The 26,175-nt window shown below is 66.7% G+C and carries 19 protein-coding genes; 12 read left to right on the top strand and 7 right to left on the bottom strand.

What is annotated here, in order from left to right; all coding sequences use genetic code 11:
- Window positions 1-137 precede the first annotated feature (137 nt).
- The gene (locus MSTE_RS21935; protein ID WP_096504390.1) at window positions 138-872 is read left to right on the top strand and encodes a hypothetical protein; all 735 of its coding nucleotides are present in this window, start codon (window positions 138-140) and stop codon (window positions 870-872) included.
- Here MSTE_RS21935 and MSTE_RS21930 read toward each other — a convergent pair.
- Both MSTE_RS21930 and MSTE_RS21925 read right to left on the bottom strand, forming a co-directional pair.
- Window positions 869-3,667, bottom strand: a complete 2,799-nt coding sequence (locus MSTE_RS21930) for an MMPL/RND family transporter (protein ID WP_096504388.1) — start codon at window positions 3,665-3,667, stop codon at window positions 869-871. The two genes, MSTE_RS21935 and MSTE_RS21930, sit on opposite strands and share 4 nt — an antisense overlap.
- Window positions 3,667-4,134: an MmpS family transport accessory protein gene (locus MSTE_RS21925; protein ID WP_096504386.1), complete on the bottom strand. Its 468-nt coding sequence runs from the start codon at window positions 4,132-4,134 to the stop codon at window positions 3,667-3,669. The genes MSTE_RS21930 and MSTE_RS21925 overlap by 1 nt, the downstream gene beginning before the upstream one ends.
- Before the next feature lie 123 nt (window positions 4,135-4,257).
- Here MSTE_RS21925 and MSTE_RS21920 point away from each other — a divergent pair, with 123 nt between their 5' ends.
- From MSTE_RS21920 to MSTE_RS21895, 6 genes are read left to right on the top strand one after another with little or no spacing between them, the layout of a single operon-like run.
- Window positions 4,258-5,082, top strand: coding sequence for an SDR family NAD(P)-dependent oxidoreductase (locus MSTE_RS21920; RefSeq protein WP_096504384.1), 825 nt, complete (start codon window positions 4,258-4,260; stop codon window positions 5,080-5,082).
- Window positions 5,069-5,641, top strand: coding sequence for an orotate phosphoribosyltransferase (pyrE, locus tag MSTE_RS21915; RefSeq protein ID WP_096504382.1), 573 nt, complete (start codon window positions 5,069-5,071; stop codon window positions 5,639-5,641). Before MSTE_RS21920 ends, pyrE begins: the two co-directional genes overlap by 14 nt.
- Window positions 5,638-6,552, top strand: a complete 915-nt coding sequence (locus MSTE_RS21910) for a hypothetical protein (RefSeq protein WP_096504380.1) — start codon at window positions 5,638-5,640, stop codon at window positions 6,550-6,552. The genes pyrE and MSTE_RS21910 overlap by 4 nt, the downstream gene beginning before the upstream one ends.
- A complete protein-coding gene (locus tag MSTE_RS21905; RefSeq protein ID WP_096504378.1) occupies window positions 6,545-7,234 on the top strand; it encodes a TrmH family RNA methyltransferase in 690 nt (229 codons plus the stop codon). The genes MSTE_RS21910 and MSTE_RS21905 overlap by 8 nt, the downstream gene beginning before the upstream one ends.
- Window positions 7,235-7,265: 31 nt before the next feature.
- Window positions 7,266-8,363: a glycoside hydrolase family 76 protein gene (locus MSTE_RS21900; protein ID WP_096504376.1), complete on the top strand. Its 1,098-nt coding sequence runs from the start codon at window positions 7,266-7,268 to the stop codon at window positions 8,361-8,363.
- A gap of 1 nt (window position 8,364) precedes the next feature.
- On the top strand, window positions 8,365-8,796 hold the full coding sequence (locus tag MSTE_RS21895; RefSeq protein WP_096504374.1) for an acyl-CoA thioesterase: 432 nt from the start codon (window positions 8,365-8,367) through the stop codon (window positions 8,794-8,796).
- A gap of 47 nt (window positions 8,797-8,843) precedes the next feature.
- Here MSTE_RS21895 and MSTE_RS21890 read toward each other — a convergent pair whose 3' ends face one another.
- Both MSTE_RS21890 and MSTE_RS21885 read right to left on the bottom strand, forming a co-directional pair.
- Complete coding sequence (locus MSTE_RS21890; protein WP_157997732.1) at window positions 8,844-9,308, bottom strand: hypothetical protein; 465 nt, start codon at window positions 9,306-9,308, stop codon at window positions 8,844-8,846.
- A gap of 102 nt (window positions 9,309-9,410) precedes the next feature.
- Window positions 9,411-10,070, bottom strand: coding sequence for a DedA family protein (locus MSTE_RS21885; RefSeq protein WP_096506251.1), 660 nt, complete (start codon window positions 10,068-10,070; stop codon window positions 9,411-9,413).
- A 119-nt stretch (window positions 10,071-10,189) separates the two neighbouring features.
- Between MSTE_RS21885 and fbaA the strand changes: the two genes are divergently transcribed.
- The 3 genes from fbaA (at window position 10,190) to MSTE_RS25030 (ending at window position 22,266) form a co-directional block, all read left to right on the top strand.
- A complete protein-coding gene (gene fbaA, locus MSTE_RS21880; RefSeq protein WP_096504370.1) occupies window positions 10,190-11,248 on the top strand; it encodes a class II fructose-bisphosphate aldolase in 1,059 nt (352 codons plus the stop codon).
- A 95-nt stretch (window positions 11,249-11,343) separates the two neighbouring features.
- Window positions 11,344-11,838, top strand: coding sequence for a hypothetical protein (locus MSTE_RS21875; RefSeq protein WP_231896936.1), 495 nt, complete (start codon window positions 11,344-11,346; stop codon window positions 11,836-11,838).
- Window positions 11,839-12,195: 357 nt separating this feature from the next.
- Window positions 12,196-22,266, top strand: coding sequence for a hypothetical protein (locus MSTE_RS25030; RefSeq protein ID WP_157997731.1), 10,071 nt, complete (start codon window positions 12,196-12,198; stop codon window positions 22,264-22,266).
- Here the strand turns inward: MSTE_RS25030 and MSTE_RS21855 are convergent.
- Window positions 22,263-23,042 (bottom strand): Rv0361 family membrane protein, encoded by a 780-nt coding sequence (locus MSTE_RS21855; protein ID WP_096504368.1) that lies wholly within the window; start codon window positions 23,040-23,042, stop codon window positions 22,263-22,265. The genes MSTE_RS25030 and MSTE_RS21855 overlap by 4 nt on opposite strands.
- A 103-nt stretch (window positions 23,043-23,145) precedes the next feature.
- On the opposite strand from MSTE_RS21855, the gene MSTE_RS21850 reads away from it, so the two are divergent.
- Entirely contained in the window at window positions 23,146-23,574 is a 429-nt protein-coding gene (locus tag MSTE_RS21850; protein ID WP_030096232.1) for a DUF3151 domain-containing protein, read from the top strand.
- 139 nt (window positions 23,575-23,713) lie between these two features.
- Complete coding sequence (locus MSTE_RS21845; protein ID WP_096504363.1) at window positions 23,714-24,625, top strand: cation diffusion facilitator family transporter; 912 nt, start codon at window positions 23,714-23,716, stop codon at window positions 24,623-24,625.
- 13 nt (window positions 24,626-24,638) lie between these two features.
- On the opposite strand, the gene MSTE_RS21840 is transcribed toward MSTE_RS21845, so the two are convergent.
- Window positions 24,639-25,403 carry a site-2 protease family protein gene (locus MSTE_RS21840; protein ID WP_096504361.1) on the bottom strand — a complete coding sequence of 255 codons (765 nt, stop codon included), beginning with the start codon at window positions 25,401-25,403 and terminating at the stop codon, window positions 24,639-24,641.
- A gap of 10 nt (window positions 25,404-25,413) precedes the next feature.
- Window positions 25,414-26,085, bottom strand: coding sequence for a peptidase M50 (locus MSTE_RS21835; RefSeq protein WP_096504359.1), 672 nt, complete (start codon window positions 26,083-26,085; stop codon window positions 25,414-25,416).
- Between the last annotated feature and the right edge of the window lie 90 nt (window positions 26,086-26,175).

Raw genomic sequence — 26,175 nt, 5'->3', positions numbered from 1 at the left:
ATCGCGGTGTCCACTCGGACTTTCCCGCGATAAGTCGACACTCGCCGCTGTCTGGGCCCATCACGGAGCGGTAACTCTGGGTCACGATCCGAGCGCTGTGCGCAGCGGTTTGGCCGGCACCGGTTAGGCTGTCGCGGATGGCTCTACTTTGGTTCACGCTGTCCGCATTGTGCTTCGTCTGTGCGGGCGTGCTGCTGTATGTCGATATCGGCCGCCGCCGCAGTCGCGGACATCGCCGAAAGGCCTGGGCGCGATCCCATGGCTTCGACTACATGTCGCAGGACAAAGAGATCGTCAAGCGCTGGAACCGCGGCGTGATGTCGAGTGCGGGATCGGCCGCGGCCGCCAATGTGGTCCTCGGACAGATCCGCGGCGAGGCCGTCTACGTCTTCGACCTGGAGGACGTCGCGACCATCATCGCGCTGCACCGCAAGGTGGGCACCAACGTCATGGTGGACCTGCGACTCAAGGTCATGCAGGAACCGCGCGAAGCAGACATCTGGCTGCTCGGCGCCATCGGCCCGCGGATGGTGTACTCCACCAACCTGGACGCCGCCCGTCGGGCCTGTGACCGGCGCATGGTCACCTTCGCTCACACCGCGACCGAGACGGCGGAGGTGTTGTGGAATGAACAACACTGGACGCTGGCCGCGCTACCCATCAACAGCAACCGTGAGCAGTGGGACGAGGGCCTCAAGGCCGTCCGTCAGTTCAACGACCTGCTGCGAGTGCTGCCCCCCTCCGGGGAATCGGCACCCTCACCCATCCAGGCCGCCGAGCGCCCCAGCCGGCCCGTCGGCAGCAGTTCGGCCCCCACCGTAGACCGGCAGCCCGCTCCCGTGGGTCAGGGCGGCCAGCCGCTCGGCCACTAGGAACGCCGCCAGAGCTGGTTCATCGGCAGCGGCCACCAGAACTTCTTGTCGAGAATCACCGCCAGTGTCGGCACCGTGAAGGTGCGCACCACGAATGTGTCGATGATCAAGCCCAACCCGATCGTCGAACCCATCTGCGCGATGTTGATCAGACTCGACCCCATCATGGCGAATTGCGTCATCGCGAACACCAGACCCGCCGTGGTCACCACCCCGCCCGTGCCGGCGATGGCACGGATGACGCCCGTGCGGATACCGGCGCTCATCTCTTCCTTGAAGCGCGACGCGACCAGCAGGTTGTAGTCGGCCCCCACCGATATCAGAATCGCGAAGACCGCCACCGGCACCGACCAGTGCAGCTGAATACCGAGCACGTGCTGCCAGATCACCAGGGCCAGCCCGAGGGTCGAGGCAAAGGACACCAATACCGAGCCGATGACGATCAGCGAGGCCACCAAACCGCGCAGCAGCAGCAGTACCACCGTGAAGATCACCGTCAGGCAGCCGATCATGATCAGTTTCTCGTCGCGGTCGAGCATCACGCGCATATCGCCGATCAGCGCTGCCGGACCGGCGATCTCGATCACGCTGCCCTCCAGGCGAGTGCCCTTGAGGGCGTACTTCATCTCATGCGCCAGATCCCGGACGCGCTGGATGCCTTCATCGCCATAGCTGCTGCCGCTGCCGATGACGATCATGCGGGTGGTGGTGCCGTCTTCGGAGAACATCATCTTCAGGTACGGCTTGAATCGCGGGTCCGAGAGCATCTGCGCGGGGAAGTAGAAGTAGTCCCCGGTGCCGGCGCTGCTTCGGCCAAGGTCTTGCATGAGTGAGGTCATGGTGTCGATCTGCGACATCATCTGTGTCATCTGCTCATTGGTCTCGGTCATCAGATCCTGCATCGAGGACATGGACTCGAGCATGCGTGGCATCGTCCGCGCGGCCTGGGTCAACCCTCCGGTCATGGACCCCGATGTGCTGACGAGGCTGCGCATCTGGTCGGTGACACTGGACATGTTCTCGAAGTTCGACAAGGTTGATTGCGCACCCACGCACATCGGGTCGGCGGCGCAGTTGGGTTGCGCACGTACCGCCTCGCGGACGGGGCCCATTGCCGAATTTAGCTGCGACTTAAGCTGATTCAGGCTGGACTGGATGGGTTGGGCGGCGGCACTGAATTGCTTGGCGCCCTGCTGCGCGGTCCGCAAAGTGCCTTGCAGGCCCTGGAGCGTGGACATCATCGAGTTCATGTCGTCGGTCATCGCGTGCATCCGCTGCTGCCGTTGTTCCATGACAATCTTGTTCTGCGACATCATCGTTCCGGCCATCCCCACGCTGTACATGAGTGAGGTTTGATCCATCGGCATGCCGGTGGGCCGGGTGATCCACTGCACCGATGCCACGCTGTCCAGCTTGGTGATCTGTTGTGCGGCCTTCTCCAGGAGCCCGATGTTGGCCGACGTACGCAGGTCTTCGGGGGCCCTGATCAAAATCATGTCGGGGTTCATCTGCCCTGCGGGAAAGTGTTCCTGAATCGCGTGCATACCGGCCGCACTGGGCATGTCCTTGGGGATGAACTGCAGTTCGTCGTAGTTGAAGGAGGCGGTGGGGATCACCATCATGAGCAGGATCAAGGCGGCGAAGGTCGTGACGAATATCGGTCTGGGCCAACGCGCCACGCGGATACCGACCCGTCGCCACAGTCGAGTCGATCGGATGGTCGATCGGGGCTCGAACCAGCCGAATCGGCGTGCCCCGATGAGCAGTGCGCCGGGTGTCACGGTCACCGCGGACAGCACGGTGAAGATCATGGTGATGGCCCCCGGTATGCCCATCGATTTCATCATGTCCAGTTGCGCGAATGACATGCAGGACAACGCACCTGCGACGGTCAGCCCGGACGCGATCACCACCGGTGCCACACCCCGGTAACTGGCGCGGAACGCATCGTCGACGCTGAGGCCGGCACGTCGACCTTCCTGATATCGCCCGATGAAGAAGATGGAGTAGTCGGTGCCGGCGCCCAGCGCCAGCGCACCCATCAACGCGTTGGTCATCATGGATGTGGGGATCAGCCCCGCCAAGGTGAGGAAGCTGGCGATCGGGGTCGCGATACCGACGGCAACACCCACGGTGATCAGCGGCAGGAACGCGACCACGAGTGAGCGGTAGACCAACAGCAGCAGACCACCCACCAGCACCAGCGAGAGTCCTCCGATGATCACGACATCCCGCATCATCGTGTTGATCTGGTCGGCGGCGGCCTGACTTGTTCCGGTGGCATAGATCGTGGTGCCCGGCGGCTTCTCGATGTCGTCGATGATGTGCTGCACGGCTTTGGCCGATTCCATGGCCTTGGGGCCGCCGATCTCCCCGGCCAGCTGCAGTTGCGCCAGGGCCACCTTCTTGTCGGGGCTCTCCGATGCGGTGGCGAACTGCGGATCGGACCACATGTCCATGCCCGGTTCCACGTGCGCGGTATCGGCCCGCAGCTTCTTCATCAGTTCGGCGCGGAACTGACGGTCCTGTTCGGTGAACGGTTGATCCTTGACGACGACCACCGCGGCGGTGTTGTTCGATTCGGACTCCCCGAAGGCCTTGGCCATGTGTTTGAGCGCCGCCGCTGATTGTGTGGTGGTCGGCATCATGGGACTGCCGTGGGTGAGGGCCAGCTCCTCGAGGTTCGGCGCCGACGCCATCAGGCCGCCGGCCACCATCATCAGGAGCCCGATGACCACGACAGCGTGCCTGCTGATGATGCCGGCGAAGCGTCCGAATAGGGGACTGTCGTGCATCAGTGACCACCTTGTGGGTCGAGTTTCTGGAATGCGACGAGGTTGCAGCTCACCGAGGGCGTGCGGCCGGTGTCGGTCTTCTCGTCGGCGACCTTGCCGTCGACGGTGATGCGGCAGGTGACGGTGTTGGTCGATATCGCCGTGACGCCCGCCGCGAACGCCAAGTCGCTGGTGGTCAGGCTGGTGCGCCACGGTGCGGGGCCGTTGAAGAGCTTGGATTGGCCCTTTTCGTCGAGGTAGGAGACCGTGACGGGGCGACCTTCGCTGGATACCTCGTACGTCACCGTCTTGGGTTGGCTGAGCGACATGGCGCTCACCGCCTGCCTGGTCGGGGTGACCTCGGGTGTCGGCAGTGCAACCTTCGGTGCGGTGGTGATGTAGGTGCCCGCGGCGACCCACAACACTGCGAGTACCGGGTAAATCCAGCGCTGACGCTCGATGAGCCGCACCACCAGCCGGTCAAACATTTCGCGATGCTAGCAACGCTTGCTCGCGCAAGCGGCAGTTTCCGGATAATTTGTACTAGTAACATTTAGTACCGGTTATATGGTCGGTGAGGGGCGTGCGGCAAGCCGGTACGCTGACGAACCATGGCTGATGGTCTTCACGCAAGCGGTTCATCCGCAGCCGTCCCCAATTCCGTACGCCCCGTGGCGCTGGTCACCGGCCCCACCTCGGGTTTGGGGGGCGGTTTCGCCCGTAAGTACGCCTCGCTCGGATATGACGTGGTGCTGGTCGCCCGTGACGAACAGCGCCTGAGCGCCCTCGCCGACGAGCTCACCTGCCGGTATGGCGTCCACGCGGAGGCGCTGCCCGCCGACTTGGCCGATGCCGCCGATCGCGCGAAGGTCGCCGAGCGCATCGCCGCGGGGGTGTCGGTGTTGGTCAACAATGCTGGTTTCGCCACCGCCGGTGAGTTCTGGACGGCGGCGCCCGAGCTATTGCACGCGCAGCTCGACGTCAATGTCACCGCGGTCATGGAGCTCACCCGCGCGGCCTTGCCGTCGATGGTCGAGGCCGGTGCGGGCACCGTCATCAACGTGGCGAGCGTGGCAGGCCTGGTGTCCGGGCGCGGCTCGACGTACTCGGCGTCCAAGGCCTGGGTGGTCTCCTTCACCGAGGGTTTGGCAAATGGATTGTTGGGCACCGGCGTTGGTATGCATGTGCTGTGCCCGGGATTCATCCATACCGAGTTTCACGAGCGGGCCGGAATCGAAATGGGCACCATCCCGGAGTTCATGTGGCTGCAGGTCGACGATGTCGTCAACGCGTGCCTGCACGACATCGCGGCCGGTAAGGTGCTCAGCGTTCCCGGGGTGCAATACAAGGCGATCACATCGGTAACACGAGTAATACCAAGAGGTTTGGTGCGGAAATTCAACAGCGTGGTAGGACGGGGTCGTGGCAGAACTTGATTTAGGACCGGATCTCAACGCGGCCGAGCGCGACGAGTTGGCGGCCCTGGTCCGCGATATCGCGGTGGTGCACGGCAAGGTGACGTTGTCGTCGGGGAAGGAAGCCGACTATTACGTCGATCTGCGCCGGGCCACCTTGCATCACCGGGCGGGCGCCCTGATCGGCCGGCTGGTGCGCGAGCTGACCAGCGACTGGGACTACGCCGGTGTGGGTGGACTGACCCTCGGCGCCGACCCCGTCGCGACGGCGGTCATGCACGCCCCGGGGCGGCCCATCGACGCGTTCGTGGTGCGCAAGTCAGTGAAAGCTCATGGCATGCAACGGCTTATCGAGGGTTTTGAGGTGGCCGGGCAGCGCGTGCTGGTGGTCGAAGACACCAGCACCACCGGTGGGTCCGCGCTCACGGCCGTGCAGGCGGTCCGTGAGGCCGGGGGCGAGGTGATCGGGGTGGCCACCGTCGTCGACCGTGATACCGGCGCCGCCGAGGCGATTCGCGCCGAAGGTGTTCCGTATCGGTATGTGCTGGGACTGGCGGATCTCGGCCTGGCCGGATCGTGACCTTTCGTCGGGCCCTCGTCGCGCTGGTCGCGGGGGTCCTGGTCTTGACGGGCTGCTCGAAAGAGCCTGAGAAGGAACTGGTTTACGGCGCACCGACTGCCAAGGTCGGTGAGACGCAGAGTCTGCTGGGCTGGAATCTCAGCGTCGCCAACCTGCGGTTCCAGAATGGGTATGTGCTCGTCGATATCACGGGGGCGGCTGCGAAGCCGGAGGAGAAGCCCGTGGCTGCCGGTGATCTGCGTTTCGGGCTGTACGGGTCCTTGGCGCATCCATTGGAAGTGCCGGCCCTGGGCAGTTGTCGTGACGTCGCCGACCTTTCCGTGCATCCGCTGACCGCGACCCCCTCGGTGGGCGCCGCGACCGGCCTCACCGGCACGGTGTGCCTGGGCCCGATGCAGAACCAGAGCGCGGTACGGGGGGTGTACGCGTATTCGCCCAAGGACCGCATCGCCGGATCCACCGTGGCGTACCCGGTGGCCTACCCCATGGGGCTGCTGCCCACACCGCAGAACGACTCCGGCCTGGTGATCGTCACCAAGAGCATGGAGGCCTGGCGGGCCAGCGGGCAGCAGATCAGCCAGGTGGACTTGGGGGATCCGAATGCTTTCAACGGCAACGGATTCTCGCTGCTGGGTTTGAACATCTCGGGGGTCGCGGCGCGCTACCGGGACGAGTCGGCGGCGCGTGGCGGACCGCTCATGGTGACGGTGGCGCCGACCCTGCCCGGGGAGGGGCTGGCGCGCAGCTGCGCCCTCTACGGGGCCTCGGTGCTGGTGCTCCCGGACGCATCTCTGGATGCCGTGCAGATGCAGCCGTCGTTATGCCTGCAGGGTGAGATCAATGCCGCGGTGCTCGCCGGGACCCTTTCGGTGGTCGGCACGCACGCCGCGGTGTGGACGACTCGTGAGTGAGGCCCCCAAGACTGGGGATGAGCCGGACCGACCCACGGAGCCGTCTCTGTGGGGCGCCACCGGCAACGGCGTGGGACCGTGGGCGGCCGAACGGGGCCTTCCGCTGCCGACAGACCCGCGCTACGACCCGGAGCTCTTACGCGACGGTGATGCCCGCAATGTGGTTGACGCCTACCGTTATTGGCGTCGGGAAGCAATCGTCGCCGATATCGACACGCGGCGCCACCGACTGCACATCGCCATCGAAAATTTCGAAAACGATGCCAACATCGGCACCGTGGTGCGCACGGCCAACGCGTTCGCGGTGCACACCGTGCACATTGTCGGCCGACGCCGCTGGAACCGGCGCGGCGCCATGGTCACCGATCGCTACCAGCATCTGATGCACCATGACAGCACCGAGCAGCTTCTGGAGTACGCGAAGCTGACCGGCCTGACGGTGGTGGCCGTCGACAACGTCCCGGGATCGGTGCCCCTGGAGACCGCGGTGTTGCCCGCGGACTGCTTGATGGTGTTCGGACAGGAGGGTCCGGGTGTCACCGATGTATCGAAAGTCGGTGCGGTGATGACGGTTTCGATCGCACAATTCGGATCTACCCGCAGCATCAACGCCGGGGTCGCCGCGGGGGTGGCCATGCACGCGTGGATCCGCCAGCACGCCGACCCGACCAAGGCGTGGTAGCCCGGGGCGGGCCACCCCTAGTATCAAGTGCATGGATGTGCTGTGGGCCAACCGCGCCAGTAGCGCCGAAGCCGCAATCACCGCCAGACACTTCTCGCCGCTGTGGCACCTGCCACGCATGCGGCTGGGCATCGTGACGTGGCCGCCCGCGCCGGGCGCTACCTGGTTCAAGAACTGGCACTACTGGTGGCAGGCGCATCTGCAGGACTGTCTGATCGATGCGCAGCTGCGCGACCCGCGCCCGGACCGGCTCAAGTACATAGCGGATATGCAACGCGCACACCGCTTCCGCAACGTCTTCATGTGGACCAACCAGTACTACGACGACATGGCCTGGTTGGCGCTGGCGATGCAGCGGGCCTCGGAGCTGTTGGGCCTGGAGCGTCCACGTGCGCTCAACCGGCTGCGTCAGCAGTTCCTCGATGCCTGGATGCCGGAGTACGGCGGCGGCATACCCTGGCGCAAGCAGGACAAGTTCTTCAACACCCCGGCCAACGGCCCGGCGGCAATAGTGTTGGCGCGCACGGGAAGAGTGTGGCGGGCCGAGGTGATGTCGGACTGGATCGACAACACCCTCGTCGACCCCGAATCGCATCTGGTGATCGACGGCATCCAAGAGGACGGCACCCTGGAACGGGCCACGTACACCTATTGCCAGGGTGTGGTGCTGGGGCTGGAGACCGAGCTTGCCGTGCGGACCGGGGAATCCCGGCATGCCGAGCGTGTGCATCGGCTTGTGCACGCGGTCAAGGATCACATGACAGCCGAAGGCGTGATTCGTGGCAGCGGTGGCGGAGACGGCGGGCTCTTCAACGGCATTCTGGCTCGTTATCTGGCGTTGGTGGTCACCACGCTGCCGCAGAACTCCCCGCAGGACGCCGATGCCCGAGCCGTCGCCCGTGACATCCTGCTGACCTCGGCCGAGGCCGCCTGGGCCAATCGGCTGACGGTGGAAGACCTTCCGCTGTTCGGTGCGGATTGGACTCGCACGGCCGCGCTGCCGACCGTGCAGTCCCAGGCGTCGCGGTTCATCGCGGGTGCGGTCAATCCGTCGAAGGTTCCCGAGCGTGATCTGTCGGTGCAGTTGTCCGGGTGGATGCTGCTCGAGGCCGCGCACGTGGTGGCCTGACATGGCGCGAGAGGATTTCAGCTTCTTCCATCCGTTGCGCGTGCGGTGGGCCGAGGTCGATATGCAGGGCGTCGTCTTCAACGCCCACTATCTGGCGTTTTTCGACGCGGCGCTCACCGAATACTGGGCTGCGCTGACCGGCGCGCGGAACGCCGGCGGTGACGGGGTCTTTGAGCACATGTACGTGGTGAGGTCGGTCATCGACTACCACGCACCCGCCCGCTTCGATGACGTCGTCGACATCGGGGTGCGCATCGCCCGGATGGGGAGGGCGAGCATGACCTGTCACTTCGAAATACATCGCGGCGGAGAACATCTCATCACCGGCGAAACGGTGTACGTGCACGCCGTCGACGGCACCTCCGCCCCGTTCCCGGACGCTTTCCGGGACAGGGCCACCGAATTCGAGACGACGCCGGTGGAGCGTGCCTAGTTCAGAACCTTCCGGGTCGTCGACGGGTCGATGTGGACCGGGCGTTATCAGGGTTCGTCGAGGTGTCCCTCATTGCGGGCGTGGCATACCTTCCACGAGCCATTGACCTTCTCGGTGTGATACACGAGGTTGACCCCGTTGCCGCTCGGATCCTGCGGGTGGTGCTCGGAAGTCAACTGGGCCAGCAGATCGACCTGGCCGGGCGGTGATCCCAGCTCGACCGGATGCAAGATCTCTATGTGTGCCAACCCGATGCGGTCGCGTTGAGACTGCATGACCTGACGGACCTGTTCGTCGGTGCCGACGGAGGTGGCGGCGGCGAGGCGACCGCACACCGTGGCACGCATCAGGCCCACGTCGACGTTGTTCGTTGCGCTTATGTACGTCTGTACGGCCTCCGACGCACCCGCGACATCTGCCGGTGCGGGCTCGGCGCCTGCGGGCGCCGTAAAGCTCCAGCCCATTAGCCCGATCGCCGTCAACGCTGTCAGACAACTGCTTATCTTCCCCACAGCGCGACATTAGCGTAGTTTGCTGTGGTGCGCACCTGGCCATATTTACCCGTATGTGGTGGATAGCCGTGGATCTTGCCGCCGAGTGATTTCGACTGCGTACTACGCCTCGGGTGCGGCCTCCGGCTGCTTTGCGGCCCTGCGGCGGCGCATCCATTCGAAGAACATCGGGGCCACTGAGACCAGCACGATCAGGATGAAGATGGGTTCGAGCAGCTTCTGAATGATCTCGAACTGGCCCAACCAGTAGCCCAGCAGTGTGAGACCGACGCCCCAGACGACCGCGCCGAGGATGTTGTACAGCGCGAAGATCGGGTAGCTCATCTTGGCCGCGCCTGCCGTGATCGGCGCCAGGGTCCGCACGATCGGGACGAACCGGGCGATCACGATGGCGAACGGACCGCGCTTCTCGAAGAAGGCGTGCGCCTCCTCGAGGTACTTCTGCTTCAGGAAGCGGGCATCGGGCTTGAACATCGACGTGCCGATCCCGCGGCCAATCCAGTAGCCAACCTGACCGCCCAGGATCGCCGCGAGGGGAATGAAGACCAGCAGCTGCCACAACTGGAAATTCGCCTGCGGGGCTCCGTCGGCGGCGGCAGCCGCGGTACCGGCTGCCAGCATCCCGGCCACGAACAACAACGAATCACCGGGTAGCACCGGGAACAGCACGCCCGACTCCACGAAGATCACCACCAGCAACCCGAGTAGCGCCAAGGTTCCGAAGTGGCCGAGTAATTTGACCGGATCCAGGAAATCCGGCATGAGTGCCAGGGTGGTGACGGATCCGGGTGCTGCCAGCAAGTTCACGGCGCCAACAGTACCGTCGATATCTGTCGTCAACCTGGCTGCCTTATGGTGAGGGGCGAATCCGCAGAGCTGACATGGAGGTCGTCGAAGTGCCCATCGCCACGCCCGAGGTCTACGCCGAAATGCTGGACCGGGCCAAGGAGCATTCCTTTGCCTTCCCGGCCATCAACTGCACCTCATCGGAAACGATCAACGCCGCGATCAAAGGTTTCGCCGATGCCGGCAGTGACGGCATCATCCAGTTCTCCACCGGTGGTGCGGAATTCGGTTCAGGTCTGGGCATCAAGGACATGGTGACCGGTGCGGTCGCGCTCGCCGAGTTCGCGCACGTGGTCGCTGCCAAGTACGGCATCACCGTGGCCCTGCACACCGACCACTGCCCCAAGGACAAGTTGGACAGCTTTGTACGTCCGCTCATCGCCATCTCCCAGGAGCGCGTGGCCGCCGGACAGAACCCGCTGTTCCAGTCCCATATGTGGGACGGTTCGGCCGTGCCGATCGGCGAGAACCTCGAGATCGCGCAGGAACTGCTGGCGGCGACCGCGAAGGCGCACATCATCCTCGAGGTAGAGATCGGTGTGGTCGGCGGTGAAGAGGACGGCGTCGAGGCCGAGATCAACGAGAAGCTCTACACCTCGTCCGAGGACTTCGAGAAGACCGTCGACGCGCTCGGTGTCGGCGAGAACGGCCGGTACCTCCTGGCCGCGACCTTCGGCAACGTGCACGGTGTGTACAAGCCCGGAAACGTGAAGCTCAAGCCGGAGGTGCTGGCCGAGGGGCAGCGCGTTGCCTCGGCCAAACTTGGCCTGGCAGAGGGCTCTAAGCCGTTCGACTTCGTGTTCCACGGCGGGTCGGGCTCGCTGAAGTCCGAGATCGAGGACTCGCTGCGCTACGGCGTCGTGAAGATGAATGTCGACACCGACACCCAGTACGCATTCACTCGGCCGATCGCCGGGCACATGTTCGCCAACTACGACGGTGTGCTCAAGATCGACGGCGAGGTGGGCGACAAGAAGACCTACGACCCGCGCAGCTACCTGAAGAAGGCCGAGGCCAGCATGACTGAGCGTGTCATCGAGGCCTGCAACGACCTGAAGTCGGCGGGCCGGTCGGTTTCGGCCGGACTGGCTTAGTCGCCTCCGGTCGTTCCCGTTCTCCTGCCGGCGGCCGACAACTGGTGGGAGACTTCTGGCCGCGGGTGATCACGTCCGCGGGAGAAGAGGGAGTCGTGGCGGATCTCTGGCGGAAAGTTCTGGTGGTCCTGGAGCGGGCGGCGGGCGTGGCGGCCCTGCTCGCACTCGTGCTGGCGGCGACGGCGTTGGTGCTGGTTCTGTCTCGAGGGCGGGCACCGGCTCAAGCCGATTACACCGTGGCGCAGCGTGCCGATGCGAAGGTGCAGGCGTGCGCCAACGCGGGTCTGGTGCGTAACGCCGTCATGTTGAATACCAATCGGGCTCTTCCCGGGAACGCCGGTCCGGTGGGGACGTTGGCCACCGCTGCCAACGCGCGGATCGCACTTTTCAACGGTGGGCAGTATCTGCTGGCACGGCTGGACCCCGCGACGCCGCCCGATCTTGCGGCGAGCATTCGCGACTTCGGCAACGCGCTCATGGACGTGGGTGCGGCTGCCATTGCTGAGACACCGAACACCGACCCGAAGCAGGCGCAGCGGCTGAGCAAGGCCGACGAGCTGAGCAAGCACATCGTCGAACTCTGCAAGTAGTACTTATCTGACACGTGTGCAGTGATCATGCTGTTCGCGCCGTTCATATTTCGCTATGCACGCTCGTTCTCAGAAGATTTCTGGGACCTCGAATCCCAATGGGGTGTTGCGTGGCTACGGCACTACATCCTTAGTAGACACGGTTGTCAATTGTCCATTACCTGACTCTGGAGTCAGGTAAATAGCAAACTCCTTTAAGTTTCACTAAATCGGGCATTTATACGTTCTTAAATGCATGTTTAAGATTTTCTCAGGTTACTTTTCTGATTCTCGGCGCATTTTTGCGCCGCGACGTCTAATCTCGCCGTTACCGGCTCACATCGGCGTGTGTCGGATGGTCAGGCAAGTGAGGCAGTCATGCAGGCGTCGCGATCCAAAACTGTCCTCGCAATATTTGCGACAGCGGTCCTTCTGGCGGGTGGCAGTAGTTCGGTCTCCAAGTCGCTCATCGAGAAGCAGCGATTACTCTTCAGCGGCGACACCAGCCTGACGGCGTACTCGGGATCCCTGCCCGAGGTGGCTGTGACGCCAAACTCGACCCCGACCTCCGAAGCGCAGGGTTATGCGGACACCGCGGCCGGTGCCGCCGCAGTGGCCGACCTGATGGCCAAGGCCGCCGCCGATGCGGCCGCTCGCGCGGCACTGCGCAAGGCCGAAGCAGACAAGGCAGCAGCCGAGGCCGCTGCCAATCCGGCGGTCGCGGAGAAGCAGGCGCAGGCTGCGGCGGCCGCTGCGGCGGCCGAACAGGCACGCCACGACGCGGACGACGCGGCGCGGGCGGCGCTGGACGCACAGGCGGTTCTCGAGGCCGCGGCCGCCAAGCAGAGCAGCGCGCAAGCGGCTGCGGCGGCCAACGAGAAGGCCTACCAGGATGCGAAGGCCGCTGCCGATGCCGCCGCCGCTCAGCAGCAGGCTGCCGACGCGGCGAAGGCAGCCGCGGAGCAGGCATTTGCCGATGCGCAGAGTCACGCTGCGGTGGGGGATAAGGCGTATCAAGACGCCAAGGCGGCACTCGACGCCGCCAGCGCTGCACAGCAGGCGGCGGACGCGGCCAGGGCCGCTGCCGATGCTGCACTGGCCGAGGCGCAGAGCAAGGCCGCGGCCAACGACAAAGCGTTATCCGACGCTACCGCCGCCCAAACGGCGGCGGACAGGGCGGCCGCGGATGCGTTGGCGGCCAAGACCACTGCCGACACCGAGCGCGCCAACGCCGACAAGATCGCGTCGGATGCGGCTGCTGCCAAGGATGCTGCGGCGTCGAAGGCTGCGGATGCGGCCAGGGCTGCTGCGGATGCGGCGGCGGCGAAGACGGCTGCGGAGCAGGCTTTTGCTAATGCGCAGAGTCATGCTGCGGTGGGGGATAAGGCGTATCAGGATGCTAAGGCTGCGTTGGATGCGGCCACTGCCGATAAGGCGGCCAAGGATGCGGCCAAGGCCGCCGCCGATGCGGCACGTGCCGAGGCCGACAGGGTCGCCCAAGCAGCGGCCGCCACGGCAACCGCGGCGGCCGGAAAGGCCGCCGCGGCGCAGCAGGCGGCCATTGACGCAGCCGCACAGAAGACTGCCGCCGACGCCGCGTTGGCGGATGCCGCTCGCGCTGCCGCCGATGCCGCAGCCGCGAAAGACGCAGCCGCGTCGAAGGCCGCCGACGCCGCCAAGGCCTCCACGGATGCGTTGGCCGCCAAGACAGCTGCCGATGCGGTGGTGACCGACGCGCAGGGCAAGGTTGCGGCCAGTGAGAAGGCGTTGGCCGACGCCGGCGCGGCGAAGGCCGCGGCCGATGCCGATAAGGCCGCCAAGGATGCGGCGAAGACTGCCGCCGATGCAGCCTTGGCGGATGCTTCGAGGGCCGCCGCCGATGCCGCGGCTGCCAAGGATGCTGCCGCGTCGAAGGCCGCCGATGCGGCCAGGGTCGCTGCGGATGCGTTGGCGGCCAAGACCGCGGCAGATGGCGCGTTCACCGATGCGCAGACCAAGGCCGCTACCGCCGCCTCGGCTTCGGCTGATGCTGCTGCCGCCAAGGCCACCGCAGATAAGGCCGCTGCGGATGCGTTGGCGGCCAAGACCGCTGCCGATCAGGTGGCCACACAAGCGAAGTCGGCCGCTGATGCGGCCGCCGCCGATAAGGCTGCGAAGGACGCCGCACAGGCCGCCGCCGATGCCGATAAGGCCGCCAAGGATGCGGCGAAAGATGCCGCGGAAGCGGCGTTGACCGATGCCTCAAAGGCGGCGTCGGATGCGGCTGCTGCCAAGGATGCTGCGGCGTCGAAGGCTGCGGATGCGGCCAGGGCTGCTGCGGATGCGGCGGCGGCGAAGACGGCTGCGGAGCAGGCTTTTGCTAATGCGCAGAGTCATGCTGCGGTGGGGGATAAGGCGTATCAGGATGCTAAGGCTGCGTTGGATGCGGCCACTGCCGATAAGGCGGCCAAGGATGCGGCCAAGGCCGCCGCCGATGCGGCGCTGGCAGATGCACAGACCAGGGTCGCCGCCAGCGAAAGCGCCTTGGCCGAGGCCACCGCTGCGAAGGTGGCCGCTGATCAGGTGGCGGCGGATGCGTTGGCGGCGAAGATGGCTGCGGATGGTGCTGCGGCGCAGGCGAAGTCGGTTTCGGATGCTGCGAATGCGGATAAGGCTGCTAAGGATGCTGCGAAGGTGTCGGCTGATCAGGTGGCGGCGGATGCGTTGGCGGCGAAGATGGCTGCGGATGGTGCTGCGGCGCAGGCGAAGTCGGTTTCGGATGCTGCGAATGCGGATAAGGCTGCTAAGGATGCTGCGAAGGTGTCGGCTGATCAGGTGGCGGCGGATGCGTTGGCGGCGAAGATGGCTGCGGATGGTGCTGCGGCGCAGGCGAAGTCGGTTTCGGATGCTGCGAATGCGGATAAGGCTGCTAAGGATGCTGCGAAGGCGGCGGCCGATCAGGCTGCTGCTAATGCTGCCGCGGCCAAGACCGCGGCTGATGTTGCGCTGACCACCGCTCAGACCAATGCCACCGCAAGTAATCAAGCGTTGGCCGATGCCACTTCGGCCAAGACGGCCGCCGACGCTGACAAGGCGGCCAAGGATGCCGCCAAGACTGCTGCGGATCAGGCCGCAGCACAGGCAGATGCAACTTCTCGAGCGGCCGCGGATGCCGCGGTGGCGGCGGGCCAACGGGCGATAGATGCGGGCAAGGCGGCGAGTGATGCTGCCGCTGCCAAGGCTGTTGCCGACGGTGTGCTGACCGATGCAGGCCTGGCGGCTTCAGATGCCGCCGCGGCCAAGACCCTTGCCGATCAGAAGGACGCCGCTGCGGCGCAGGCATCGGCCGATGCGTTGGCGGCGAAGACTGCTGCGGATGGTGCTGCGGCGCAGGCGAAGTCGGTTTCGGATGCTGCGAATGCGGATAGGGCTGCTAAGGATGCTGCGAAGGTGGCGGCGGATCAGGCTGCTGCTAATGCTGCTGCCGCCAAGACTGCTGCGGATCAGGCTGCGGCGCAGGCCAAGACGGTTTCGGATGCTGCGAATGCGGATAGGGCTGCTAAGGATGCGGCGAAGGTGGCGGCGGATCAGGCTGCTGCTAATGCTGCTGCCGCCAAGACTGCTGCGGATCAGGCTGCGGCGCAGGCCAAGACGGTTTCGGATGCTGCGAATGCGGATAGGGCTGCCAAGGATGCGGCGAAGGCCGCGGCCGATCAGGCTGCTGCTAATGCTGCCGCCGCGAAGACCGCGGCGGATGCTGCGCTGACGACCGCGCAGACCAATGCCACCGCAGGCAATCAGGCGGTATCTGATGCTCAGGCCGCACTCACCGCGGCCAACACCGCCAAACAGAACACCGATGTGGCCAAGACTGCTGCGGATCAGGCGGCTGCGAAGGCGAAGACGGCCTCGGATGCTGCGAATGCGGATAAGGCGGCCAAGGATGCGGCGAAGGCCGCGGCCGATCAGGCTGCTGCCAATGCTGCCGCCGCGAAGACCGCGGCGGATGCTGCGCTGACGACCGCGCAGACCAATGCCACCGCAAGCAACCAGGCCGTCTCCAACGCTCAGGCGGCGCTGACCGCGGCCAATACCGCAAAACAGAATGCGGATACCGCAAAGGTTAACGCGGATAAGGCGTTAAGCGATGCGCAGAAGGTCGTCGACGCCATCCAGAAGGCCAAGGACGACGCGACCGCCGCTGCCGCGACGGCCCAGAGCACGCAGACCGCTTATCAAAACGCCCACGCCGCTACGGTCACAGCACAGCAGCAGCGTGATCAGGCCCAGGCAGACGTCACCTACTACACGAATGACTTTTGGGGCAGTTGGAATAATTTCTGGTCTGGTGGCACCCTATTGGCCGGAGCCCAGCAGCGTCTCACGGCAGGTAATGCGGCAGTGACTCAGGCGCAGGCCACCGAGGCCACCGCCAAGACCGCCGCCGATAACGCCGCGGCCGCCAAGACCGTTGCCGATGCCGCGGCGGCGACGGCCATCAGTCAGGAGCCGGCGGCGATCGCGGCGCGCAACACCGCTCAGACCAACGCGAACACCGCCAACAACAACGTCACGGCTGCCGCGCAACAGGTCAGCACTGCGCAGCAGGCCGTCACCACCACCACAGCGGCCAAGGTAGTGACCGATCAGGCGTTGACCGATGCAACGAACGCCGCTGCCGCCGCGGCGGCAGCCAAGACGGTTGCGGATCAGAATGCTGCGGCGGCGCAGACGGCTGCGGATGCGGCTGCGGCGGTGAAGGTCACCACGGATAAGGCGTTGGCCGATGCGAACAAGGCCGCCAGCGACGCGGCCGCCGCGAAGACCCTCGCCGATCAGAAGGTCGTGGATGCACAGCAAGTTGTCACCGATACCACTGCGGCCAAGGTGGTTACGGATAAGGCGCTTTCGGATGCGAACAAGGCTGCCGGTGATGCGGCGGCGGCGAAGACGGTTGCGGATCAGAATGCTGCGGCGGCGCAGACGGCCGTGGATGCGGCTGCGGCGGTGAAGGTTACCGCGGATAAGGCGCTTTCGGATGCGAACAAGGCTGCCGGTGATGCGGCGGCGGCGAAGACGGTTGCGGATCAGAATGCTGCGGCGGCGCAGACGGCCGTGGATGCGGCTGCGGCGGTGAAGGTTACCGCGGATAAGGCGCTTTCGGATGCGAACAAGGCCGCCGGTGACGCGGCGGCGGCCAAGAGCACAGCGGACCAAGCGGCTGCCGACGCTGCAACTGCCGTCACCAATGCCGATGCGGCCAAGGCCGCCGCCGATCAGGCTTCGGCGAATGCTGCCACGGCGGCCACGGCGGCAGCAGACGCGGCCTCAGTGGCCGCTCAAAACGCGACCGATGCCAAGGCCGCCGCACAGGCCGCTGCTGCGGCCAAGTCGACGGCGGATGCGGCGCTGGGTGATGCGCAGACCAAGGCTGCGGCCGCCGCCACGGCGTTGACCGACGCCACCGATGCCAAGGCCGCCGCCGACGCCGATAAGTCGGCCAAGGACGCGGCCAAGACGGCAGCCGAGACTGCGCTTTCGGATGCGAACAAGGCTGCCGGTGATGCGGCGGCGGCGAAGACGGTTGCGGATCAGAATGCTGCGGCGGCGCAGACGGCCGTGGATGCGGCTGCGGCGGTGAAGGTTACCGCGGATAAGGCGTTGGCAGATGCGGGTAAGGCCGCTTCTGATGCGGCTGCGGCCAAGACCGTGGCAGACCAGCAGGTTGTGGATGCCAAGACGGCTGTCGATGCGGCTGCCGCGGTGAAGGCTGCTGCGGACACCGCGCTGACGGATGCGGATAGGGTCGCCTCTGATGCGGCGGCCGCGAAGGCTGCCGCCGATCAGAAAGCCGCCGAAGCCGGTACGGCGGCCTCGGATGCGGCGACGGTGAAGGCCAACGCGGACAAGGCGTTGACCGACGCCGCCAAGGCTGCCGGCGACGCCGCGGCAACCGCGAGCGATGCCGCCGACAAGGCCGCCGCCGCCAAGACGGTCGCGGATGCGGCTGCGGCGGTGAAGGTCGCTGCGGACACTGCGCTGACGGATGCCGATAAGGCTGCGGCGGATGCGGCTGCGGCCAAGGTGGCTGCTGATCAGAAGGCGGCCGACGCCAAGGCTGCGGCGGATGCCGCCACCACTGACAAGGCGGCAGCCGACGGGGTGCTGGCAGATGCGGACAGGGCCGCGGCGGATGCGGCTGCGGCCAAGGTGGCTGCTGATCAGAAGGCGGCCGACGCGCGGACGGCCTCGGATGCCGCTGCTGCGGCGAAGGCGGCTGCGGACGGTGCACTGGCCGATGCCGATAAGGCCGCTCTCGATGCCGCTGCCGAGGCCAGGGATGCTGCCGACAAGTCGACTGCTGCACAGGCTGCCGACGACGCGGCGGCAGCAGTCAAGTCCGCGGCGGATACGGCATTGGCCGATGCCGGTAAGACCGCCACCGACGCGACGACGAGCGCCAATGACGCCGCCGACAAAGCAACCGCTGCCAAGACAGCCGCCGACGCTGCTGCGGCCATCAAGTCTGCTGCGGATACGGCATTGGCCGATGCCGGTAAGGCTGCCACTGATGCCGCTGCCGCTACCACCGCCGCGGATCAGAAGGCCACCGACGCGGCTGCCGCCGCCGATGCTGCCGCTGCCGCAAAGGTAGCCGCCGACAAGGTGTTTGCCGATACCTCGAAGGCTGCCGCCGACGCCGCTGGCGCTGCGAGCGATGCCGCCGACAAGTTCGCGGCCGCGCAGGCTGCCGATGATGCGGCGGGCGTGGCCAAGTCCGCGGCGGACAAGGCGTTGACGGCTGCGGGTAAGGCTGTCTCGGATGCGGGCGCGGCCAAGGCCGCTGCGGATCAGGCGGCGGCGCAGGCCAAGTCGGCGTCCGATGCGGCTGCTGCGGCGAAGGCCAGTGCCGATCAGGCTCTGACAGATGCAAACAAGGGCGCGACCGACGCGAGCACCGCAGCCCAGGATGCCGCCGACAAGGCCGCTCTTGCCATCCAAGCTGCCGTCGATGCGACATCCGCGAAGGAGACGGCCGATCAGAAGGCGACCGATGCGGCCAAGGTTGCATCGGATGCGTTGGCGGCCAAGGCCGCTGCCGATCAGAGGGCGGCTGAGGCCAAGTCGGCGTCCGATGCGGCTGCTGCGGCGAAGGCGGCTGCGGACGGAGCCTTGGCGGCTGCGGACGGTGCTGTTCAAGGTGCGGTTTCCGCGGCGGATGCGGCGGGCGTACAGGCCGGTCAGGCGGCGCAGGCCGCTGCTGCCGCGCAGGCCGCAAAGGTGGCCGCCGATCAGGCCTTGGCCGCGGCCGATCAAGCGGCCAAGGATGCCCTGTCGACGTCCGACGCGGCGAATCAGGCATCGTTGGACGCGGCCAAGGCCGCCGCCGACGCCGCTGCGGCCAAGAGCGCCGCCGATCAGAAGGCCGCCGATGCGACGAAGGCAGCGTCCGATGCTGCCGGTATCAAGGACGCCGCCGACCAGAACGCGGCCGCTGCCAAGGCTGCCGCCGACGCCGCTGCCGCGGCGAAATCCGCTACCGATGGCGCGCTGGCGGGTGCGGACCAGGCCGCCAAGGACGCCGCTGCGGCGAAAGAAGCTGCAGATCAAAAGCTCTCCGGTGCCACCACATCGGCCGACGCGGCTGCTGCCGCCAAGGCCGCGGCGGATAAGGCCCTGGCAGATGCCAGCGCGGCGGCGAAGGCCGCGACGGATGCCGCCACGAATGCCGGTGACAAGGCCGCCCAGGACGCCAAGGCCGCGGCCGATGCTCAGGCAGCCAAGGCTGCCGCCGACAAGGCGCTGGCAGATGCGGCCAAGGCCGCCCAGGATGCACAGGCGGCCAAGGACACTGCGGCAGCCAAGGCCACCCAGACCGCGGATGCGGTACAGGCGGCGACCGATGCGGCCGCCGCCGCGAAGGCTGCTGCAGAGCAGGCAGTCGGTGATCAGAAGGCCGTCATCGACGCGGCGACTCAGGCAGGGGTGGACAAGGCCGCCGTCGATAAGGCCGCGGCTGACGCACTGCGTTCCGCGGAGGCTGCCGCCGCGTCTTCCGAGCGTGCTGCCAACGCCGCCAAGGTGTTCGCCGAAGCTCAGGCTGCGGCCGATCGTGACCGCGCCGCGGCGGATCAGGCGTTGAAGGACAAGGACGCTTCGGCTCAGGCGGCGGCAGCCGACTCCGCCAAGGCTGCCGCGGATCGCGCTGCCGCTGCGACTCTCGAGGCGGCAAGTGCTTCCGACGCGGCAGCAGTCCAGGCCGCCGAAGGGCAGGCGGCGTTCCAGAAGTTGGCGGCCGAGAAGGCTGCCGCCGACCGGGCGGCGATGGACAAGTCAGCAGAGGAAGCCAAGCAGCGCCTCAATATCATTGCCGCGGACTGCCGCCCGATCTTTGCGGAGGCTGCGGCTGCGGCTCAGACCGATCCGAAGGCTCAGGCGGACCAGGAGGTTCAATCCACCGAGATCCAGGTCGGCGCCGCCGCGCAGTTGGCGCAGGCACGTGATACTCAGCAGTCGTCCGCCGACCGCGAGGTGGCTGACAAGACTGCGGCCGCGGCGAGTGCGGGCGCCGCGGCGGGCGGGGCCGTGTCTGACGCATCGGCTGCTCGTGCCAAGGCCGTGGAGACCGCGAAACAGGCCGCGGTGACGCAGACCGCATTGGACACCGCATTGACTACGGGGGCACCGGCGCCCGAGGTCGCCGAAGCGCAGACTGCCGCGCGGATCGCCGCGGAGAAGGCCGATGAGGCCGAGCGTGCCGCACAGGCCGCCGAGGCGTTGGCCGCACAGGCTACGACTGCCGCACAGACAGCTGCGGGAGATCGTGCGGCAGCGGAGGTGGCTGCCAAGGCCGCCGCCGATCAGGCGGCAGCGGCGCGGGCGGATGCGCAGAAGGCCGCTGATGCGCTCGCAGCGGCACAACAGAAGGCGGACGGCTATGCGGCGGCCAAGGCGGCCGCGGACAAGGCTGCCGCGGATTATGCCGCCGCCGCTGCGAAAGACCGGCTCGCGTCCGCGAAGTCGGCTGAGGAAAAGGCGATCGCCGAACGCGCCTACGCCGATTGTGTTTCGGGGATGGCGGGCAAGTGCGGAGCCACCAATGTCGGCAATGGGGGGTCGGCATGGAATCTGTTCGGCGGACGTCCGCTGTTCGGACCGGGTGGGTTGATCATCGGTGACGGTTCACCCAACGCCGCCGGTGTGTACACCCAGCGCCCGCTGTTCGGCCCGGGCGGTCTGATCATCGGTGACGGTGGCCTCGGCCAGGACGGCGGTCTGCTGATCGGCAACGGCGGCAAGGGATTACCCGGTCAAAAGGGCGGCAACGGCGGTCTGCTGTTCGGTAACGGCGGTGCCGGCGGTGACGGCCTGCCCGGTCAGAAGGGTGGCGACGGCGGTAACGCGGGTCTGATCGGCACCGGCGGCGCGGGCGGTAAGGGCGGCGACGCATCCGCGACGGCCGATGGCAAGACCGGTGTCGGCGGAGCGGGCGGTAACGGTGGCAAGGGCGGTGCACTGGCGGGTGATGGTGGTGCCGGTGGCAAGGGCGCAGAGGGCAGTAACTTCTTCACCGGAACGTCGACCGGCGGTGCCGGTGGTGACGGCGGCAGTGCGGGCATGCTCGGAAATGGTGGAGCGGGCGGCCAAGGTGGCACCTCGAATTCGTTTGATACCAGCACATCCGAACCGGGAACCGGTGGCAATGGTGGTGCCGGCGGCAGCGGAGGCCTGGTCGCGGGCAGTGGCGGCGCCGGTGGTGCCGGTGGCGAGGCCAAGACCACCTATGGGGAGACCAAGGGCGGTACCGGTGGCACCGGCGGAGCCTCGGGCGGTCTTACCGGTGACGGCGGTTCCGGTGGCGCGGGCGGTGCTTCGTCGAGCCTGGGCGGCACCGCGGTGGGCGGCGACGGCGGCAATGGCGCGGGTTCGCACGCCGTCCTCGGCAATGGCGGTGGCGGAGGAGCCGGCGGCAAGGCTGAGACCTCTAGCGGGCTCGTGAAGACCGGACCTGCCACGGGTGGAAAGGGCGGTACCGGCGGAAGTTCGGGTGTCATCGGCAGCGGCGGTGGTGGCGGTGCCGGAGGCGATGCGAACGGCGATGGAACCAAGAGCACCACAAAAACCGGTGGGGCGGGCGGCAAGGGCGGTGCATTCGGTAAGGACGGTCATGCAGGTGCCGACGGTTCCGCCACGACAGGATCCGACACCGGATCCCATACCAACGCTACGGGCTCGCGCGCTGGTGATGGCGGCGCCAACAAGTCCACGCCGGCAGGATCTGCACGCACGGGTACCTCATCGCACGGGACGAAGAAGCAGTCTGGTGACGAAGGTGGGGACAGCGCGGGTGAGACGGGCGCCGGTTCGCCTAGCGGCTCCACCTCGTCCGGCGGTTCGAGCTCGTCCTCGTCCTCCGGTGGTTCGTCCTCGTCCGGTGGCGGCGGCTCGTCCTCGGGCTCCGGGAGTTAGTCGGGCTGGCAGATCTTCCATTCCTTGTCGCGGAACTGCAGATCGAAGCTGCGCGATGAGCGGGTCTGCGGTGCAAACGCCATGAAAGAGGTGACGTTGGCTTCGGCGTGTTCGCCGTTGACCACGACCTCGTCGATACTGGCCACCACGGGGTATTGCTTGGCGGCGGCCACCTTCTGATAGGTCTGGGACCATTCGGCATCGGGGTAGCGGACGTAGCCGTCGCGGGTCTCGCCGCAGGTGATGGCGCGCAGCGCCGCCAGATTGCCGGTCTGGATGGCGTTGTCGTAGTTCTGAATGCTGTTGCGTACCAACTCTTCTTGCGATGCCTTCGGTGCGCTGGTACGCGAGATGATGACGGCCGCGAGCACGATTACCGCGGCCAGCGCGGCGACGACGAGTGTCAGCGCGATCACCCAGCCCCAGCTGCGCTTCTCTTCTTTGCGTGGTGCGATCGTCTCCGGGGTCGCGATCTTGGGGCGCGCCTGGGTCGCCAGTGGCTGGATCATCTCGGTCTTCGGATCATCGCCGACGGGCGCGATCATCTCGGTCTTGTTGGCGTCGAAGCCCGGTGCCGTATAGCGCGGAACGTCCGGTTTTGCCGGAGGCATCACGACGGTCTGCGCATCGTCGAGCGGGGGGACCGGGCCGGTATCGGCGGTATCGGATATCTCCGGGGTGTGCGCGGCGCCTTCCGGCTGCTCGGCAGAGTCCACAGGCTCGTCGCCCTGTGAGTCGGGCTTGGCCTCGGAATTTCCACCGGTGGGGTTCGCCATGCGTTTCGTTCCTTATCCGTGCTTAGCGCTCTTTCGCGCAGGCGCGATCGACCGCGCCCACCCTATCGCGATCGCGGGATCGGGTTGGCGTCAGAATGGCTGCATGAGTCCAATGCATGATCTGCTGGGTCCCGAGCCTGTGCTGCTACCCGGAGACGCCGAGGCCGAGTCGGCCCTGATCGAGGGCCGGGATCCTGCCGCGGTCGCGGCGGCGTACCCCTCCGCATCGATCGCCTGGGCCGAACTGGCGGAGAACGCGCTGGACGGTGACGGCTCGGTCGGCAGCATCATCACCGCCTACGCATTCGCGCGTACTGGGTATCACCGGGGCCTGGACCAGTTGCGACGGAACGGATGGAAGGGCTTTGGGCCGGTGCCCTACTCGCATGAGCCCAACCGTGGCTTCCTGCGAGCGGTGGCAGCCCTGGCGCGCGCCGCCCAGCTGATCGGCGAGAGCCACGAATTCGCGCGGTGCTGCGATCTGCTCGACGACTGCGATCCGGCCGCCCGCCCCGCGCTACTTACTTCCTGACGTCGACACGCCGTCTCGTGGCGGCAATGTGCGATACGAATCCGCCGCCGCGGCGTGTCGGCGACGCGCGGCGGGCGGAATGACCCATTGGCCTATGCGAACTTTTGCATATAAGTTCGAGTGGTCGAGAGGAGTCACAGTGGGAGCCGGTCACGATCACGGGCATGTAGGCAATCCGGCCGACGCCCGGGTGGGACGCATGTGGGTCTCGCTGGGCATCGTCGGCTCCTTCTTCGTGCTCGAGCTTGTCGTCGCCTTACTGATCAACTCGCTGGCCCTGCTGGCCGATGCGGGCCACATGCTCACCGATCTGGTCGGGCTCATCATGGGGCTCAGCGCCATCCTGCTGGCGCGTCGCGGCAGTACCTCGGCGGCACGGACTTATGGATGGCACCGGGCAGAGGTGCTCACCGCGATCGTCAACGCGGCGCTGCTCACCGGCATCGCGGCGTTCGTCATATATGAGGCGGTGGAGCGTCTCACCGGTGGCGCACCCCCGGAAGTGCCGGGTCTGCCGATGATGGTGGTCGCGCTGGCCGGGCTGGCCGCCAATGTCGTGGTCATCTGGCTGCTGCGTTCGCACGCGGAAAGCAGTCTCGCGGTGCGCGGCGCCTACATGGAGGTGCTGGCCGATGCCGTCGGCAGCGTCGGGGTACTCGTGGCGGCGATCATCACCCTGACCACCGGCTGGCGATACGCCGACATTGTGGTCGGTGTCCTGATTTCGTTGTGGATCCTGCCGCGCGCGTTCTCGCTGGCGCGGGCCGCGCTGCGCATCCTGACGGAGACCTCGCCCAAGCGCATCGACGTCGACGAGTTGCGTGCCGCGTTACTGGCGGTGGATGGCGTGAGCAGCGTGCACGACCTGCATGTGTGGACCCTGGTGCCCGGAAAGGACATGGCCACCGCGCACCTGACCAGCACGGCCGACGCAGCGCAGGTGCTGGCGGCGGCACGGTCCGTACTGGCCGAGCGTGGTCTTCCTCATGCCGCCATTCAGGTGGAACCCCCTGAGGCGCAGGAGCATTGCGAGGAACACGCCAACTGGTAGCGGTCGGTTCCGGCTAGAGCAGTTTGCCCCAGAAGCGGAACAGCCAGCCGCCGATACGGGAGAGATCGGGGTCGACGCCCAGTGACGCGACGATCCAGTAGACCGCGTCGAAGAATGCCCTGTTGATCGGCGGCGACATCAACAGCACGAACAGGATCAGGAATCCGAATGTCTTGGCGTTGGCAAGCGTGCGTTGCGTTTTCGGGCTCAAGTGCGGCTCGAGTGCGCCGTAGCCGTCCAGACCCGGTACGGGCAGCAGGTTGAGCACCACCGCGGTCACCTGGAGGAAACCGAGGTAGGCCATCGCCGCCCAGAACACCACATGGTCGCGATCGGCGAAAAGTGCTGTCGTCCCCAGAATCAGTACCGCGAGTGCGGCATTGGCGCTCGGCCCGGCCAGGCTCACCTGGGTGCGTTGCCGGTTGGTCATCCCGGCGGTGTGCACGTACACGGCGCCGCCGGGAAGCCCGATGCCGCCGAGTGCGATGAACACCAGCGGCAGCACCATCGAGAGCACGGGATCGGTGTACTGCAGCGGATTCAACGTCAGGTATCCGCGTGCCTGGGTGTCGCCGAAACGCCACGCCGTGTAGGCGTGTCCGAACTCGTGCAAGCAGAGGGACACCACCCAACCGGTGAACACGAAGACGAACACCCCGCCCCGGGCCAGCGGCTCGGTGGAATTGCCGCCGAGCCACGCGAGCATCGCCCCGGCGACGGTGAGTGCGACGAGGGCGAGAAAGACCGGGCTGGGACGAACGGATTGGGAGGTCTTCACCGATGCGAAGCTACCGGACGAGCAACCAGCCCTGTTGGTGCCGATAGAACGTGGACCGGGTGACGGGACGGGCGCCCGCGACGCCGTCGCGGACCACGACGGCGCCTTCGGTTCCCAACTGAGCGGCCCGTCCGGTCACCCAACGGCGGGGTAGGAGGCGTGCTCGGCTCCGGACGCCGGCCCGCAGGCCCGGCAGCGCCTCGATGGGCTCGATGTCGACGGCGGCGATGCCCTCGAACAGCAGGGTGTCATCGACGGTGGCCTCGCCGGTGACCGCCTCGCCGTCGGTGCCCTGCCATGAGGCGCGCCCGGCGAGGGCGGTGCCGGTGTCGTCCCGGATGAGCGGTACCCGGTGTGCGCGGCCCGTGCGGGCCCGACGGGCCGCGCCTGTCCCGATCCGATAGATCCGGCGGGTGCGTGAACGGCGATCCGGTACGAAACCCAACTCCACGTCCAGTCTTTCGGCCCGCATCAGCCGGGTCAGCACCTGCCCGAGATCGGCGTCCGCGCCGACCACGATGAGCCGCGTCGTGCCGTCCGGAAGCGCATCCAGGAGCGTGCGCACCGCGCCGGATCCCGCGACCCGGTCCACGGGCAGCTCACGCAGAACCCGGGGCAGTCGACGGGTGCCGAACAGCAAAACCCGCGCCGCCGCCGTTTCGGTGACGCTCGGGGTACTCACCAGCGACCTCCTTCGTCGGTCCGAATACGTACAAAGCCCGTGGCCTGCGATACAGTGGCTCACCGGCTGAACAACATTTTGCACGCGCAG

The organism is [Mycobacterium] stephanolepidis (genome assembly GCF_002356335.1).
GTDB lineage: Bacteria > Actinomycetota > Actinomycetes > Mycobacteriales > Mycobacteriaceae > Mycobacterium > Mycobacterium stephanolepidis.
This window is presented reverse-complemented; position numbering and strand designations above follow the sequence as displayed.

Bases quoted from the DNA above. Each gene is read 5' to 3' on its own strand.
- MSTE_RS21935 (WP_096504390.1), top strand. From the start codon at position 138: ATGGCTCTACTTTGGTTCACGCTGTCCGCATTGTGCTTCGTCTGTGCG.
- MSTE_RS21930 (WP_096504388.1), bottom strand. From the start codon at position 3,667: ATGCACGACAGTCCCCTATTCGGACGCTTCGCCGGCATCATCAGCAGG.
- MSTE_RS21925 (WP_096504386.1), bottom strand. From the start codon at position 4,134: ATGTTTGACCGGCTGGTGGTGCGGCTCATCGAGCGTCAGCGCTGGATT.
- MSTE_RS21920 (WP_096504384.1), top strand. From the start codon at position 4,258: ATGGCTGATGGTCTTCACGCAAGCGGTTCATCCGCAGCCGTCCCCAAT.
- MSTE_RS21900 (WP_096504376.1), top strand. From the start codon at position 7,266: ATGGATGTGCTGTGGGCCAACCGCGCCAGTAGCGCCGAAGCCGCAATC.
- MSTE_RS21895 (WP_096504374.1), top strand. From the start codon at position 8,365: ATGGCGCGAGAGGATTTCAGCTTCTTCCATCCGTTGCGCGTGCGGTGG.
- MSTE_RS21885 (WP_096506251.1), bottom strand. From the start codon at position 10,070: ATGCCGGATTTCCTGGATCCGGTCAAATTACTCGGCCACTTCGGAACC.
- fbaA (WP_096504370.1), top strand. From the start codon at position 10,190: ATGGAGGTCGTCGAAGTGCCCATCGCCACGCCCGAGGTCTACGCCGAA.
- MSTE_RS25030 (WP_157997731.1), top strand. From the start codon at position 12,196: ATGCAGGCGTCGCGATCCAAAACTGTCCTCGCAATATTTGCGACAGCG.
- MSTE_RS21855 (WP_096504368.1), bottom strand. From the start codon at position 23,042: ATGGCGAACCCCACCGGTGGAAATTCCGAGGCCAAGCCCGACTCACAG.
- MSTE_RS21850 (WP_030096232.1), top strand. From the start codon at position 23,146: ATGAGTCCAATGCATGATCTGCTGGGTCCCGAGCCTGTGCTGCTACCC.